Here is a 14,329-nt window from a genome sequence, read left to right on the forward strand (position 1 = left end):
AGAACTTGTAAAAATCATATGTATTTCTGCTTCGCGGGTAGCTTGAGAGATGATGTTCTCGTCGAGTCCCGCTTTTTTCTTTCATATTTAGAAGATGGCAAGGAAAAGATTTTCGTAAACAAACTTTTATCGAATCTGCGGCACAATGTGCTAGGATACAGTAGCGAGAATGAAAAGGACAGGACCTTCGAATGTGTGGATCATCATGAGAAAGGAACATGCAGGGTGCAAAATTCCTCGATTTCTTTGGATACATTACTTTCAACAGCAGCTGGGGCTGCACTGCAAGCTGGACGGATGTTCTCTGTTCGACTGGGCACCGCGCTTGAAATTAGAGAAAAAACTTCATTGTCCGATGTGGTGACAGAAGTAGATAAAGCAGCAGAAGCAGCTATTCGTGCTTGGATAGAAAAGCATCATCCAAACCATCAAGTCCTGGGTGAGGAGGGAGTGGAGCCTGGCCGCGAGGCAGCAGCAAAAGCTCTCTTCGAGTTAGCAGACGAACCGCATCTTTGGCTGGTCGATCCGCTTGACGGAACCACTAATTTTGTTTCCGGTATGCCGCTTTCTGTCGTTTCCATTGCCTACGCTTCTCATGGTAAAGTACAAACAGCTTGCATTTACGATCCATATCGTCATGAGATGTTTTTGGCAGCTCGTGGGCAAGGAGTTTATTTAGCAGAAGACACTGCAGTTGAAGCATGGCTTGAGCAGTCACAGAAAGAGTTTCCTGGACGGCGTGTGACAGTATCAGCAACTACAGAATTGCGCCGTGCTGTAGTAGCGACAGGAATGCCTGTACGTATTGCGCCACGCCTTGAGCGGACAAAACGGGTAGCAGAAGTAGCTGTGGAGGCTAAAAGTTTTCGGGCTTTGGGTGCGGCTGCGCTGCATTTAGCTTATGTCGCGGTGGGTCGTATAGATGCGTTTTGGGAGTTTGATTTAAATGTGTGGGATTTGGCAGCCGGAACGTTAATGGTAGAAGAAGCTGGGGGTACCTTGATAAGCTTGGAAGCAAACCCGCACTCTTTACATACTCGCGATATTCTTGTTGCGGGGAAAAGTGCCTTGGCTGAACAAATATATAATATTATCCAAAAACCATTCGATTGACAAAATCTATCTCACATGACATGGAATGAATGAGGAGAGGTGTAAGGTGAAAGAACCTTCGTCACTCGCTGCAAGAAAAGCGACGGAGCGAATTTTGGAAATTTCTCGATTGCCTGTTTATCGAAACCGCCATACAACGCTTTTGACCGATCTCTATCAGCTTACCATGATGTATGGCCATTTTTGTGCTGGGCGACATCAGCAACGAGTTGTTTTTGATATGTTTTATCGCAGTAATCCCTGCAACAATGGATTTGTCATAGCAGCAGGACTTGAACAGGTAGTTTGGTATTTACAGCATGTGCGATTTTCTGAAGAAGATCTGGAATATTTACGTTCATTGCATTTGTTTGGTGATGATTTTATAGAAGCTTTGCGCCATTTTCACTTTACAGGAGATCTTTATGCTGTTCCGGAAGGAACCATCGTTTTTCCTAATGAACCTCTGCTTCGTTTTGAGGGACCGATTTTTGAAGTCCAACTCATTGAGTCAGCTGTACTTACATTTGTCAATCATCAAAGTTTGATAGCAACCAAAGCTCAGCGTATTGTTGATGCCGCTAAAGTCAATCCGGTTGCGCCAAACGCACCTGTGATTGAAATGGGTCTTAGACGTGCCCAAAACCTTGATGCGGCAGTTTTTGGATCGCGCGCAGCTTACATTGGCGGATGCACTTCTACAAGTAATGTTTTGGCGGGACAATCTTTTGACATTCCAGTAGCTGGAACGCAAGGACATAGTTGGATTCAGAGTTTTCCAAGTGAATTGGAAGCGTTTCGCGCCTATGCTCGTACATTTCCAGATGCTACGGTTCTTTTGGTGGATACCTACGATGTGCTCAATAGTGGAGTTCCAAACGCTATTACAGTGGGTCACGAATTGCGCAAAGAAGGCCGTTCACTGAAGGCTATTCGCATTGATAGTGGTGATTTGGCCTACCTTTCCAAACGAGCGCGGCAAATGCTCGACGCTGCTGGATTGACAGATTGCGGTATTGTAGCATCGAGCGATCTCGATGAATGGACGATTCGTGAACTCGCTTTGCAAGGTGCTCAGATTACATCTTACGGTGTTGGTACGAGTTTAATTACTTCGAATAACTGTCCAGCGCTGGGCGGCGTCTATAAATTAGTGGCGCACGAGATGAATGGAAAATTGGAACCGTGCATTAAAGTGTCTGAAAATCCAAGTAAAGTTACCAATCCCGGAAAGAAAAAAGTATTACGGTTACTAAAAGACGGGATGGCGGTTGCTGATTTAATTGCTCTGGACGATGAAGAGCTGAATCCTGAACAGCCGTTGACGCTTTTCCACCCAATTCATACTTACAAACGCAAAACTATAGTGCATTATGAGATAGAAGAATTATTGCAACCTATTGTTATCCAAGGAGAATTAGTATATACACTGCCGCGATTGCCAGAAATTCGCAAACGGGTAGAGGATGGACTGTGTCGTTTTTCTTCAGAAACTTTGCGACATCTTAATCCGCACGAATATCATGTTGATCTTTCCCAGCCACTTTGGGATTTAAAGCAGCGTCTACTGCACGAATTGCGGGGTTAATGAATCTATCATGGGTTGATAAAGGCTTTCAATTCGCTCATCAGCTTATTATTGGAGGTGAAGAAAATGGAAGTGATTAAAATCAGTCCTCGTGGCTATTGCTATGGCGTTGTGGATGCCATGGTACTCGCCAGACAGGCAGCAGACAATCCTTCCTTGCCAAGGCCAATTTACATTTTGGGAATGATTGTGCACAACGCACACGTCGTGGAAGCATTCTCTAAACTGGGGATTCAAACATTAGATGGTGCGAATCGTATGCAGCTTCTGGAACAAATTTCTGAAGGAACAGTGATTTTTACAGCGCATGGCGTTTCGCCAGAAGTCAAGGAACGTGCTCGAGAGCGTGGGTTGACAGTTTTAGACGCCACGTGTCCGGATGTCACCCGCACACATGATCTGATTCGTGAAAAAACTGCACAGGGCTATGAAATTCTCTATATTGGACGTAAAGGTCATCCTGAACCAGAAGGTGCAATGGGAGTTGCTCCAGGTAAAGTACATCTTATAGAAAGCGAGCAAGACATTGAACGATTGCAAGTAACCGCAAACAAATTTGTGATTACGAACCAGACAACCATGAGTCAGTGGGACACAAAAGCGTTGACTGAGGCGTTATTGCAACGATACCCACAAGCAGAGGTGCATAATGAGATTTGTCTGGCCACACAAACGAGACAGCAGGCGGTGGCAGAGCAGGCTAAAGGAGCAGATCTTTGCCTGGTGGTGGGTGATCCGCGCAGTAATAATTCCAATCGTTTAGCTCAAGTTGCTATAGAAATAGCCCATGTGCCTGCCTATCGAATTGCTGATGTCAGTGAAATTCAACTTTCATGGTTACAGGGAGCCAGAAAGGTGGCGGTTACTGCAGGTGCCTCCACTCCTACGGCAATTACTAAAGAGGTGATTGATTTTCTTGAACGGTTTGATGTTCATGTACCTGAAACGCAACAACCAGAGCACAAGGTTGGATTGGATAAAATTCTTCCAATGGTGCGTAAGGATAAAGACGCCTAAGTTTATTTTCTAGGAGGATTATTTTGAATGGAAGAATTATTGCGTGCATTTTTCCAGGCATTAGCTAAAAATCAATCTGCTAATCGATGGGCACAGCGCTATGGACATAAATTGGGTGCTCAACGGTTTGTGGCTGGAGAACAAATTACTGATGCGATTCGTGTTGTGCGGGAATTAAACATGCGCCATATGACTGCAACACTCGATCATCTAGGTGAATTTGTAGCAGACGAAAAAGAGGCGCGGAAAGCAGCTGACGATTGTCTGCAAGCGCTGGAAGCGATTCACCAACATCAGGTAAAATCCACGCTTTCCTTAAAAATGACGCAACTTGGGTTAGATATATCGCGTGAACTTTGTATGGAGAATATGAGGAAAATACTGGATAAAGCGTTGCTGTATGGTATTGTTGTTAACATAGATATGGAGGACAGCGCGCGTTGTCAAGTAACGCTGGATATTTTTGAAGAGTTATTGTCTGAGTATCCTAATGTCATGACTGTATTGCAGGCGTATCTCTACCGCAGTATGGATGATTTGCTCCGTTTGGCCAGCAAAGGTGCATCTTTACGCATTGTCAAGGGGGCATATAAGGAGCCAGAGTCTGTGGCTTACCCTGAGAAAGCGGATGTAGATGCTAATTATATAAAAATGGTGGAAGCCCATCTACTTTCACCAGGACTGACTGCGATTGCAACCCATGATGAAGCTATAATTGAACACTGTAAATCATTTATTGAACGACACCAAATTTCTAAAGATAAGTATGAATTTCAAATGCTATACGGTATTCGTGTCAATTTACAGCAGCAATTATCCGATGAAGGCCATCCATTGCGCATTTATGTTCCATACGGTGATGACTGGTATGGTTATTTCATGCGGCGTCTGGCGGAACGGCCGGCCAACGTCGGTTTTGTCTTAAAAGGTATGTTTCGTTAATTCGTTCTGTGTAGTTAAAAAATTGGGATTCCCAAAACTTTCTTGATAATTGAATGCACTCAAACATTTGATTTATCTGATAAATTCGCATAGAATTATCACCAAGTCCTATTCGGTTGTTTCACTAAGCGGAACAAGCAAGCGCTTGGCGAACAACCACTACGAAGGCGGGTGATAGCCAGATTAATATAGGTTCAAAAGCTATGAATGTTAGCAAAATATGAACGCTTGTCAAAAGGGTATGTGAGAAAGGGGTGTCTCAATGGCGAGTCAAGGGAAGTTAAAAAAAGCGCTTACTTTGGCTGATTTAACCTTTTTGGGTCTTGGTGCCATAATAGGTTCTGGATGGCTTTTTGCTTCTCAGTCTGGTGCTCAATTGGCTGGTTCAGAAGCTTGGATTGCTTGGGTGTTTGGTGCCATCGCCGTTATGTTTATTGGTTTGGTATACGCTGAGTTGGGTGCTGCGTTGCCACGTACCGGAGGTATTATCCGTTACCCTGAATATACGCACGGTTCACTGGTTGGCTATATTATGGGATTCGCTTCATTGTTAGCGTATTCCAGTGTGGCTGGCATCGAGGCACAGGCTGTGCGTCAGTACGCCACGTATTATCTCCCTGGATTATCAGTAAAAGGCAGCAACAACTATACTCTAGCAGGACTCATTCTTGAGATTGCTTTCCTTGTTCTCTTCTTCTTGCTGAATTATTGGAGTGTGCAAGTTTTTGGTAAGATTAATTCTATTGTGACAGCTTTGAAATTCATTCTTCCGTTACTCACACTCATCATTTTGTTATTCAATATGCATCCGGCGAGTTTTGCGGCTGGCGGAGCAAGTCCTGGAGGAGTAAAAGGCATATTCTCTGCAGTCTCCACTGCAGGTATTGTCTTTGCATTTCTTGGATTCCGTCAAGCGATAGACTTTGCTGGCGAAGCAAAGAATCCGCAACGCAATGTTCCTCTTGCTATCATCTTGGCCATATCTCTTGGAGCTATTATTTATATTTTGTTGCAAGTTTCTTTTGTAGGCGCAATGCCTGCTGCCGATTTGACGAAAGGGTGGGCGGCAGTTAACTTTAATTCACCGTTTGCTAATCTAGCCATGACTCTTGGGTTTGGCTGGCTGGCTTCGCTGCTCTTTATCGATGCCGTTATCTCGCCAGCAGGTACAGGCAACATCTATTTGTCTTCGACAGCTCGTGTTCTCTTTGCATGGTCGCGTAACGGATATTTTTATTCTATCTTTGGTAAATTGAACAAAAAGACAGGATTGCCCAGACCAGCTCTCTGGTTAAGTTTTATCCTCTCCATTGTTTGGATTCTTCCGGGCAACTTTCACTCTTGGCAGGGACTTGTTGGCGCAGTAACTTCGGCAACTGTATTGACTTATGTATTTGGTCCGGTTTCGGCAGCGGCTATGCGGCGTGCTGCACCTGAACTCAAACGTCCATTTAGATTGGGCGGAATGAGTATCATTGCACCACTAGCATTTATTGCAGGTAGCTGGATTGTCTATTGGACAGGATGGACTGTAGACAAATTACTGATCAGCATGACCATTGGCTCTTTGGTGCTGTATCTCGCATTCATGGATAAAGGTCCAGATTCAATAACTCGCTTAAAGAGGGACTGGAAATCCGGCATTTGGGTTATCGTTTACTATTTATTCCTTGGTGTCATGTCGTATATAGGTTCTTTTGGACCCCTGAAAAAGCCTATTATTCCTGGTCCATGGTGGGACTCAATCGTGGTTGGTGTCGGTTCGCTTGTCTTCTATTACTGGGGTGTAGCTAGCCGTCTGCGTGTTCCAGATTTCTCGACGGACAAAGAAGCAGAAGAAATTGGTGAATTGGCTGTAGAAGTATAATGGATTGAATTGTATTCGTTTCAAAATGTTAGATGCACTTAGGATATGGGGAATGTTGGGCAAGGCATATTGCGAGTATGCAATACGCCTTGCTCTTTTTTTCTGTCTTGTTTCGGTTTATTCTGAGGAATGTGAAAACAGATACATGAAGAGGGAGCGGAGTGGCTATGGAAGAGTTGAACAGTCAGTCAGTGTTACTGGAAGATGACAAGGATGGTGTACGTCTTTTGACGTTAAACCGTCCAGAGACGTATAACGCAGTGAATGGAGATCTTTCTTCTAATCTAATCAATGCTTTGCGGGTAGCTTCTGCCAATGACACAGTGCGTGTCATCGTTTTGACCGGATCGGGCAAAGGATTTTGTAGCGGACTCGATTTAAGTACCGTTGAGTCCATGCGGCATGGGATAACACGTCATCAGTCTCTCGATCCGTTGGGGTGGGTTGGACATTTAGCGTTGGCGATTCGAGAATGTGACAAGCCAGTGATTGCAGCCATCAATGGTATAGCTGCGGGGGCGGGAATGGCGATGGCACTTGCTTGTGATTTGCGATTTATGGCTACTTCAGCCAAATTGACTACGGGATACATACGGAGAGGACTGTCGCCGGATGCAGGGATGAGCTATTTCTTGCCACGTTTGATTGGTTGGACAAGAGCCAGTGAATGGATATTGTCGGGAAGAGACATATCTTCTATGGAAGCGGAACAAGTGGGCTTGGTGAATGAAGTGTTTGCTGATGGTGAGTTTATGTCCAGAGTGATGGCTTACGCTACTAATCTAGCTGAGCATGCGCCCATCGCTATGACATTGAGCAAGCGACTGTTGCACCATGCGGTCGATGCGGATTTGCAGACTCAGTTGCGGGAAGAGTACCAACTCATTCAACGATGTTTTGCTACGGAAGATGTGGTGGAAGGCGTTCGAGCGTTTTTAGAAAAGAGAAAGCCGAATTTTCAAGGTAGATAAAAAGAGAAGGGATTGGAAGGTATGGATTTTAACCCTAGTCAATTATCAGCCATAGAAAATTATCGACTTTTGATTGGTACTATCGTGCCAAGACCCATTGCGTTTGTCTCTACAGTCAGTCAAGATGGTCAACGAAATTTAGCCGCGTTTTCATTTTTTAATGGCGTCTGTCCTAAACCATTCATTGTTTCCTTTGCTCCTATGCGAAAAATGGGGAATTTAGAGAAAAAGGATACTTTGTTGAACATAGAGGAAACGGGCGAATTTGTTATTAACATTGTTTCTGAGTCTTTGGTGGAAAAAATGAATTTGACATCTCCTGAGTATGATTTTGAAGTAGATGAATTTGAAGTCGCGGGGTTAACACCAAGACCCAGCCAACGGGTAAAACCACCGGGTGTAGCAGAAAGTTTGGTGCATATGGAATGTCGGAAAGTAGATATTTTACATTTTGGCGATGAAGAAGGCGCTGGTTCATTGGTCATTGGAGAAGTAATTTTTTTACATGTAGATGACAGCGTCTATGATGGTCGACATATTTTGCTTGAAACGTTACAGCCTGTAGCAAGGTTGGCGGGGGATGCTTATGCGAGAACGACCGATATTTTTCATCTGCCGCGTCCCAGTTTGAAATAGGCGGAGTATTTGGGTATGAAAAATTTGGTATATTTGGGGGTGCATGAATGACAACTCTCTACGAAACCAGACGTCAAAAACTTTCCTATCAGTTACATCAATGCGGTTATTCGGCGGCTATATTAGCTTCTCCAGCCAATTTATACTATTTTGCTGGCTTTTATGTGGAAGCAGGTGAACGAGTGGTTGCCCTGCTTGTTACGTCAGATGGACATTCATTTTTACTGTTGCACGAAATGTTTGCAGGCGAAGTTGCGGATCATCATGAATATGAAACCTATCGTGATGGAGAGTCTCCTTATTCACGTCTTCTTCATCAGGTGCCAGGCGATACTTTAGCTATAGACGGGCACTGGCGTTCGGCACACTTGTTGCAAATTTTAAAAGAGAACTCTTCATTGCGTCTTTTTTCAGTCGATCCGCTTGTTGAGCCGTTGCGAATGGTGAAATCTTCAGATGAACTGGATTTACTGCGAACAGCAAGCCGTATGGCAGATAAAGTGGTGGAGGAAATTCGATTCTTTTTTCATCCTGAAGCAAGTGAAGCAGAAATTGCACAGAAATTAGCGGAGTTATGGACAAAAGTGGGCTCCATGGGTATGTCCTTTCCACCTATTGTGGCTACTGCCCATCATGGTTCAGCTCCTCATCATGAGCCCGGAACCGCCAAATTGGAACATTCTACACTGATTGTCGATACCGGGGGCATTTATCAGCATTATTGCAGTGATATTACGCGCACTTTTATACTTGGTGAACCAAGTATGGAGATGCGTGAGGTTTATCAAGTGGTTTTAGCGGCTCAGCAGGCTGGTATTGAGGCGGTCCAGCCTGGGAAAAGTCTGGGTTCAGTGGATGATGCTGTGCGGCAGGTCATTGAAAGTGCTGGATATGGTGCGTATTTCACACATCGTACGGGTCATGGAGTGGGTATTGATATCCATGAAGCGCCTTTTGTCATGCAAGGAAATGAACAAATCATTGTTCCAGGAATGGTTATGAGCATAGAACCAGGGATCTATTTACCTGGAAAATTTGGCGTTCGTATCGAAGATTTGGTTGCTGTAAGAGAAGATGCTGTAGAAGTATTGAATCAAGCCTCTAAATCGTTAGAAGCTATGCTGATCAATTTTTAAGTCGGGGCGGGCGGTCAGGTATTTTTTGAAGCAAATAACTCGCTCACGGATCATCTAAGCAACCGTGAGCGAGTTCTTTTACTCTTCTATTTCTTCAAGTCGGGCAATAGGCAGAGCTTCCGTTTCTCCTGTCGATTCGCGAAACCCCCAGGCCATGACTCCCTCCAGGCCTGTCACGGTAAACCATTCATTGATTTCTTCGGCAATTTTATATGTTTTCCCTACCTCCACTTGATTTTCTGGAAGTATCTCATACGATTTAGCCAGATACCATTGGGTCATGTAAACTTCATAGGCACTCCAATTTTGTTCATCAAACGCACGTTGTCCTTTTTCTTGCAGCAATTTCATTTCTTTTTGCAATTCTTCTTTCGACATTTCACTAAATAACGCCACTATGTTCACTCCACTATTATGCCTCAGGACTAGCCCGCAACTGCACATAAATGACTTCGCCAAGTACCACCATTGTCACTCGAATTTGGTATTTTCGACCCAGGGCCATAAAAGTTTGCCCATTAAGAATACGCTCGGGAATGGTGGGACTACGCATGAGGATGTCCAATTCCCGGCCAATTAAAAAAGTGAGTTGTTCTTTGGCGTAGCGCGATCCAATCATGGCTACGGCTTCATTGTTGCCTGGAACTGAACATTCCACACGAATGCTCTGTATCAGAGTTTGCGAAGGATTATGCAGTTGAACATACATCCGCGCATTTTCTTCTTTGAGTTCACTGATAATGATGTTAGACTTTGCAGCCTTCAGATACAAGTCATTGATTTCACGACTTTGCATAACAAAGAGTGTTAGAGCCCCCATGAGTAAGCCGAGACAAAACCAAGCGAGGCGTTCTCTTACTTTCAAAGAATATCACTTCCAGCCAGGAAACGTATCAAAAGATACCCTGCTTGGCAACCAAGCAATGCTGCGAATAGATAGGTGGCTTGTCGCATGAGAGGCCCTAGATTCATCCCAAACAAACTGACTTCCAAAACGCGAAGCGTATCCATGGTTCCGCCAAGTGTCGTAACTAGTGCCCAGATTTTTAGTTGTTCAGCGAGATCGAGCATGGTTGTCAAAGGGGGACGTGAGTGGGTGAGAATCGTGGCTAAACCTCCGCATAGGCTACCTCCTACCACAAGTCCCATGGCTACAAAAAAGTCTATGACCCAGGTGGTGATAATGCTCATTCTAAGGTCAACTCCCGTTTCTTTTAGGCTCATGCATTTATTTTTACGACAGAGAAAAGGGACATAGAATCGTTAAATCGTGGTAAGATGGAATAATCAGCTTTGAAACGAGAGGGTAGAAGATGACGCAAATTGCAACGGATGGCTTGTCCTGGAAATTATATGCTAACCCTGTCACCTATCTATGTGGCAGTAATATCCAGAAGCCAGGAAGCGTTGTCTGGAGGGACGAGTTAACAGGTATTTCACATTCCTGTACACTCGACGATTATTTAAACACCAAGGAAAGGGACGATTCCTGGATTGATGCGTGCCTGCAATTGGCAGAAAGCCTCCTCAAGGATGAGGAAGTTTGTGCTTTTGCAGTACCGGTGACTGCGTCGCTTTTAGATACATTTCAATTAGCGCGACAAATTGCAGCACGTGACGATGCTGTTCCAAATCTCTATTTGCAAGGGCAACCGTTTGTGGGGCTGTGGTTGCCAACATGGCGAAATCCTGTGGCAAGAAGTATTCGTCGCAGGATTATTAGCAGTGTAGCTGTTTTGATGGAATCTAGCCAACCGCTTGTGGATGCAATGCAGTTAGTGGACACCGTGCTTTTGGAGATCATTCGCTGGTTTATACAAAAATTTGCAACTGGAGTTGCAGAGACACCCAATGCTGCTAATCGAACCTATAATTATCGAGTGCTTTATCGAGGCGAACAGGAGATATTGAATGCTTGGCAAGAAGCGCTTTCACAACCTTATCAGAAACTGTTTGCGGCAGATGGCTGGCTGCTTTGCAGAGCGTTGCGCCAAGAAATTGAAGGTTCCGCATGGGGAACCGATGAGCTCGGGGATACTTCAGGGAGTGCTTTTTATCGCTTGGGATTTGCTTTGCGGCCACCTGTTGCGCCCTCGGATATTTGGCAACTGCAATTTGAATGGGTTCATCGGTTTTGGCCTGAAGAAAGAGTATCCATGTCTGAATTATACACTTCACAAAAACGTGAAGGACTGTTTGGAAAAGACTACTTGCAACATCCGGAGACTTGGGTTTGGCAGCAACTTTATCAAGCGGCTCAGATTGATCCTGCAATAGCAAAATCCCTTTCTGAAGCAGTACCTACATGTGCAGAAATTGCCTCACAATATTTACTGGAATGGATTGACCAAATCCTGCCCGCTTTACGTTCCGCTGGCTTTCCTGTGCGTGTGGAAGGGTTGGCTGAGATAGCAAAGGACATACAAATACGCGTACAGGTACAGTCAAGTGTTAAAAAGAAAACAGGCCGTGTAACTGGCGGATCGACCAAATCTGTAGTCCCGGCGCTTCCGTTGGTTGAGTTTGACTGGATGGTAGTTATTGATAATAAAGTCATATCGCGTAAAGAATTCATGAATTTAGTAGAAGAGAAAAAATCACTACTGCAGTTGCAGGGTGTGTGGAAAATTATACCGATTGAAGAGATACTTGAACGGATTCGTTTGGCTGGTTTAGAAACAGATGGAAAAGAAACCGCAAGTACGCTTCAAATGGCGCAAGCCGCCCTATTGCAGGATTCTTTATCAGATGAGCAGATTCAATTTGAGTTTGAATTTGCAGAAGGGGCAAGCACAGCCAGTCGCATATTGAAGATGCTTGTGCAAGCAGGAGATCCACCGCTTCTTCCAACACCTAAATCTTTTGCAGGTAGATTACGAACTTATCAAATAAAAGGTTTTTCTTGGCTCTGCTATCTTCGTAACATTCCTTGTGGAGCCTGTCTTGCGGATGATATGGGTCTAGGCAAAACCATTCAGGTCATTGCTTACTTACAACATATTGCAGAGAGTGGCGATTCTCAGGGAATCCATTTGTTGGTCTGTCCCACATCGCTTCTGCAAAATTGGAAATCCGAATTAAGACGGTTTGCACCAGGATTTCAATTTTATATTCATCATGGACCCACGCGTAGAGAACATCTTGATGCGAGTGAATTGCAAAAGCAAGGGATTCAAATGGTGATTACCACGTATACAGTTTTGGTACGTGATCAAGCAGAATTTGAAAATATTTCATGGGATTCGGTGATTTTGGACGAAGCTCAAAACATCAAAAATTTGCATACCAAACAAGCTCAAGCTGCGGCGCGTTTGCATGCTTATCATCGCATTGCTCTTACTGGCACACCTGTAGAAAATCGCTTGGAAGAACTCTGGTCGCTATTCTCCTTTATTAATCCTGGATATCTCGGATCAAGGCATTGGTTCCTCCAGCAATTTGATTTTTCTGTCCAAGCGAATGAAGCAAACGAGAAGCATCCAGCGGCGGTGCGCTTGCGCCGTTTATTATCACCTGTCCTGTTGCGCAGGCGCAAAAGTGATCCTGCGATTCGTGAAGAGTTGCCGATGAAATGGGAAAGTGTTGAGTATGCCCTGCTGACCACCGAGCAGGCGGCTCTTTACCAAGCTGTGATTGATCAATTATTTGGTCGTTTGCCAAGTGCTGCAGGTATGTCACGACGTGGACAGATCTTAGCGTCTTTAGTTCGGCTCAAACAAATTTGTGATCATCCTGCACTTGTATTAGGTGGGGCAGTCGATGTGAAACGTTCCGGTAAGCTCAAACTTTTGATGGAACGCCTGCAGGAGGTTGCTGAAGAGTCGGAAGCAGCGCTGATTTTCACTCAGTTTAGAGAAATGGGTGAACTGCTTACAACAGCTATTGAACAGCAATTTGGTAAGCGTCCTTTTTTCTTGCACGGTGGATTAAATGCCCGGATGCGCGGTGAGATGGTGGAGCAGTATCAATCGGGGCGCAGTGTTTCTCCCTTTTTCATCCTTTCGTTGCGTGCTGGTGGTGTAGGGTTGAATTTAACGCGAGCCAATCATGTATTTCATTTTGACCGATGGTGGAATCCTGCCGTAGAAGATCAAGCGACCGATCGCGTTCATCGGATGGGGCAAACACGGGATGTTCAGGTGCATAAATTAGTTTCGGCAGGTACTCTTGAAGAGCGAATTGATGAGATGCTCAGTAAAAAGCGGGGATTGTCGCAGGCAATAGTCGGTGGCTCAGAGCATTGGCTTACGGAAATGGGCAATCAGGAACTACAAGAACTGTTTCGCCTGGACAACAGCCTGGTTTGGGGGGACGAAGATTGAAAGCCAGACAGGATGGGCAAGCAACCATCGAGCGCCTTTGGAAGCCGCTTTTTGCCGCGATCGATAAAAGCCGGTTGCGCAGAGCCAAAACAGGGTTCAAGCAAGGAGAAATTGTCCAATTGCGGTTTTCAAGTGGTGAATGGCTGGGGTCGGTTGCTTTGGCGAGCGGTTATCGGCGCATTGAACAGTTTCATCTACCAGCGCTTGGCGACTGGCGTCCATACGCTTCTCATATGGCCAAGTGGCTTGCTCGACGGCCTGATTGGTATGCTGAATTGCTGAGTGGCGTGTGGGGAGGGGAATGGCTGGATTGGCTTGAGCATGCGGGCTTGCCAGTGGTTCCTAATGAACAGACAGTTCATCTTTGGCGGCAGAAAGCTCATTGTACATGCGAGGATGGGGATCCATTTTGTAGACATGTTTTGGCAGGGTTTTTGTTCATTGTAGAAGAAATGCAAGCGTCTCCTATTGATTCTTTTCGCTTCTTCGGTCTTCATGTACAGGATTTTCAGGATAGTGTTCATCAAGCTATGCACAAACTTTGGCAAGAACAGTTTCCAGACGGGAAAATTCGAGATGGTGACTCTGTACATAGCAGTGCAGAAATTTTAGACAATGTGCCTTGGGAAAATCTGAAATCTGATACACCTTTAGACTTCCTCAAGACATCGCGACGTTTCCGATTACTTTTTGAAAATGCGGAACCTGTCTATTTGGACAAAAAATAAATTTGCCAAAAGTCTCTAGTAACCTTTATG

13 protein-coding genes are annotated in these 14,329 nt (G+C 44.8%); 10 read left to right on the forward strand and 3 right to left on the reverse strand.

Going from position 1 to position 14,329, the window contains the following annotated elements:
• Window positions 1–225: 225 nt before the first annotated feature.
• The 8 genes from ACOJUR_RS05900 to ACOJUR_RS05935 all read left to right on the forward strand — a co-directional run bounded on the left by ACOJUR_RS05900 (window position 226) and on the right by ACOJUR_RS05935 (window position 9,249).
• Window positions 226–1,113 carry an inositol monophosphatase family protein gene (locus tag ACOJUR_RS05900; protein ID WP_420949509.1) on the forward strand — a complete coding sequence of 296 codons (888 nt, stop codon included), beginning with the start codon at window positions 226–228 and terminating at the stop codon, window positions 1,111–1,113.
• A 46-nt stretch (window positions 1,114–1,159) separates the two neighbouring features.
• A complete protein-coding gene (locus ACOJUR_RS05905) occupies window positions 1,160–2,680 on the forward strand; it encodes a nicotinate phosphoribosyltransferase (RefSeq protein ID WP_420949510.1) in 1,521 nt (506 codons plus the stop codon).
• A 66-nt stretch (window positions 2,681–2,746) separates the two neighbouring features.
• On the forward strand, window positions 2,747–3,697 hold the full coding sequence (locus tag ACOJUR_RS05910; RefSeq protein ID WP_420949511.1) for a 4-hydroxy-3-methylbut-2-enyl diphosphate reductase: 951 nt from the start codon (window positions 2,747–2,749) through the stop codon (window positions 3,695–3,697).
• Between the two features lie 27 nt (window positions 3,698–3,724).
• Entirely contained in the window at window positions 3,725–4,639 is a 915-nt protein-coding gene (locus ACOJUR_RS05915; RefSeq protein WP_306953062.1) for a proline dehydrogenase, read from the forward strand.
• Between the two features lie 262 nt (window positions 4,640–4,901).
• Window positions 4,902–6,506 carry an APC family permease gene (locus ACOJUR_RS05920; RefSeq protein ID WP_072872869.1) on the forward strand — a complete coding sequence of 535 codons (1,605 nt, stop codon included), beginning with the start codon at window positions 4,902–4,904 and terminating at the stop codon, window positions 6,504–6,506.
• Between the two features lie 167 nt (window positions 6,507–6,673).
• Window positions 6,674–7,477 (forward strand): enoyl-CoA hydratase/isomerase family protein, encoded by an 804-nt coding sequence (locus ACOJUR_RS05925; RefSeq protein WP_420950508.1) that lies wholly within the window; start codon window positions 6,674–6,676, stop codon window positions 7,475–7,477.
• Between the two features lie 21 nt (window positions 7,478–7,498).
• Entirely contained in the window at window positions 7,499–8,113 is a 615-nt protein-coding gene (locus ACOJUR_RS05930; RefSeq protein WP_420949512.1) for a flavin reductase family protein, read from the forward strand.
• Window positions 8,114–8,160: 47 nt separating this feature from the next.
• Window positions 8,161–9,249: a M24 family metallopeptidase gene (locus ACOJUR_RS05935; protein ID WP_420949513.1), complete on the forward strand. Its 1,089-nt coding sequence runs from the start codon at window positions 8,161–8,163 to the stop codon at window positions 9,247–9,249.
• A gap of 78 nt (window positions 9,250–9,327) precedes the next feature.
• On the opposite strand, the gene ACOJUR_RS05940 is transcribed toward ACOJUR_RS05935, so the two are convergent.
• The 3 genes from ACOJUR_RS05940 to ACOJUR_RS05950 are packed head-to-tail and all read right to left on the reverse strand — an operon-like array spanning window position 9,328 to window position 10,440.
• Window positions 9,328–9,645, reverse strand: a complete 318-nt coding sequence (locus tag ACOJUR_RS05940) for a DUF1811 family protein (RefSeq protein WP_420949514.1) — start codon at window positions 9,643–9,645, stop codon at window positions 9,328–9,330.
• Between the two features lie 16 nt (window positions 9,646–9,661).
• On the reverse strand, window positions 9,662–10,114 hold the full coding sequence (locus ACOJUR_RS05945) for a hypothetical protein (protein WP_420949515.1): 453 nt from the start codon (window positions 10,112–10,114) through the stop codon (window positions 9,662–9,664).
• Entirely contained in the window at window positions 10,111–10,440 is a 330-nt protein-coding gene (locus ACOJUR_RS05950; RefSeq protein ID WP_072872874.1) for a YtrH family sporulation protein, read from the reverse strand. The genes ACOJUR_RS05945 and ACOJUR_RS05950 overlap by 4 nt, the downstream gene beginning before the upstream one ends.
• Before the next feature lie 122 nt (window positions 10,441–10,562).
• Between ACOJUR_RS05950 and ACOJUR_RS05955 the strand changes: the two genes are divergently transcribed.
• On the forward strand, window positions 10,563–13,571 hold the full coding sequence (locus tag ACOJUR_RS05955) for a DEAD/DEAH box helicase (protein WP_420949516.1): 3,009 nt from the start codon (window positions 10,563–10,565) through the stop codon (window positions 13,569–13,571).
• Window positions 13,568–14,299, forward strand: coding sequence for a hypothetical protein (locus ACOJUR_RS05960; protein WP_420949517.1), 732 nt, complete (start codon window positions 13,568–13,570; stop codon window positions 14,297–14,299). Before ACOJUR_RS05955 ends, ACOJUR_RS05960 begins: the two co-directional genes overlap by 4 nt.
• Window positions 14,300–14,329: the final 30 nt, after the last annotated feature.

The organism is Alicyclobacillus tolerans (genome assembly GCF_048984885.1).
Taxonomy (GTDB): Bacteria; Bacillota; Bacilli; order Alicyclobacillales; family Alicyclobacillaceae; genus Alicyclobacillus_I; species Alicyclobacillus_I tolerans.

Coding starts and splice junctions, on each gene's coding strand:
- ACOJUR_RS05910 (WP_420949511.1), top strand. CDS start 2,747: ATGGAAGTGATTAAAATCAGTCCTCGTGGCTATTGCTATGGCGTTGTG.
- ACOJUR_RS05915 (WP_306953062.1), top strand. CDS start 3,725: ATGGAAGAATTATTGCGTGCATTTTTCCAGGCATTAGCTAAAAATCAA.
- ACOJUR_RS05920 (WP_072872869.1), top strand. CDS start 4,902: ATGGCGAGTCAAGGGAAGTTAAAAAAAGCGCTTACTTTGGCTGATTTA.
- ACOJUR_RS05925 (WP_420950508.1), top strand. CDS start 6,674: ATGGAAGAGTTGAACAGTCAGTCAGTGTTACTGGAAGATGACAAGGAT.
- ACOJUR_RS05930 (WP_420949512.1), top strand. CDS start 7,499: ATGGATTTTAACCCTAGTCAATTATCAGCCATAGAAAATTATCGACTT.
- ACOJUR_RS05935 (WP_420949513.1), top strand. CDS start 8,161: ATGACAACTCTCTACGAAACCAGACGTCAAAAACTTTCCTATCAGTTA.
- ACOJUR_RS05950 (WP_072872874.1), bottom strand. CDS start 10,440: ATGAGCATTATCACCACCTGGGTCATAGACTTTTTTGTAGCCATGGGA.
- ACOJUR_RS05955 (WP_420949516.1), top strand. CDS start 10,563: ATGACGCAAATTGCAACGGATGGCTTGTCCTGGAAATTATATGCTAAC.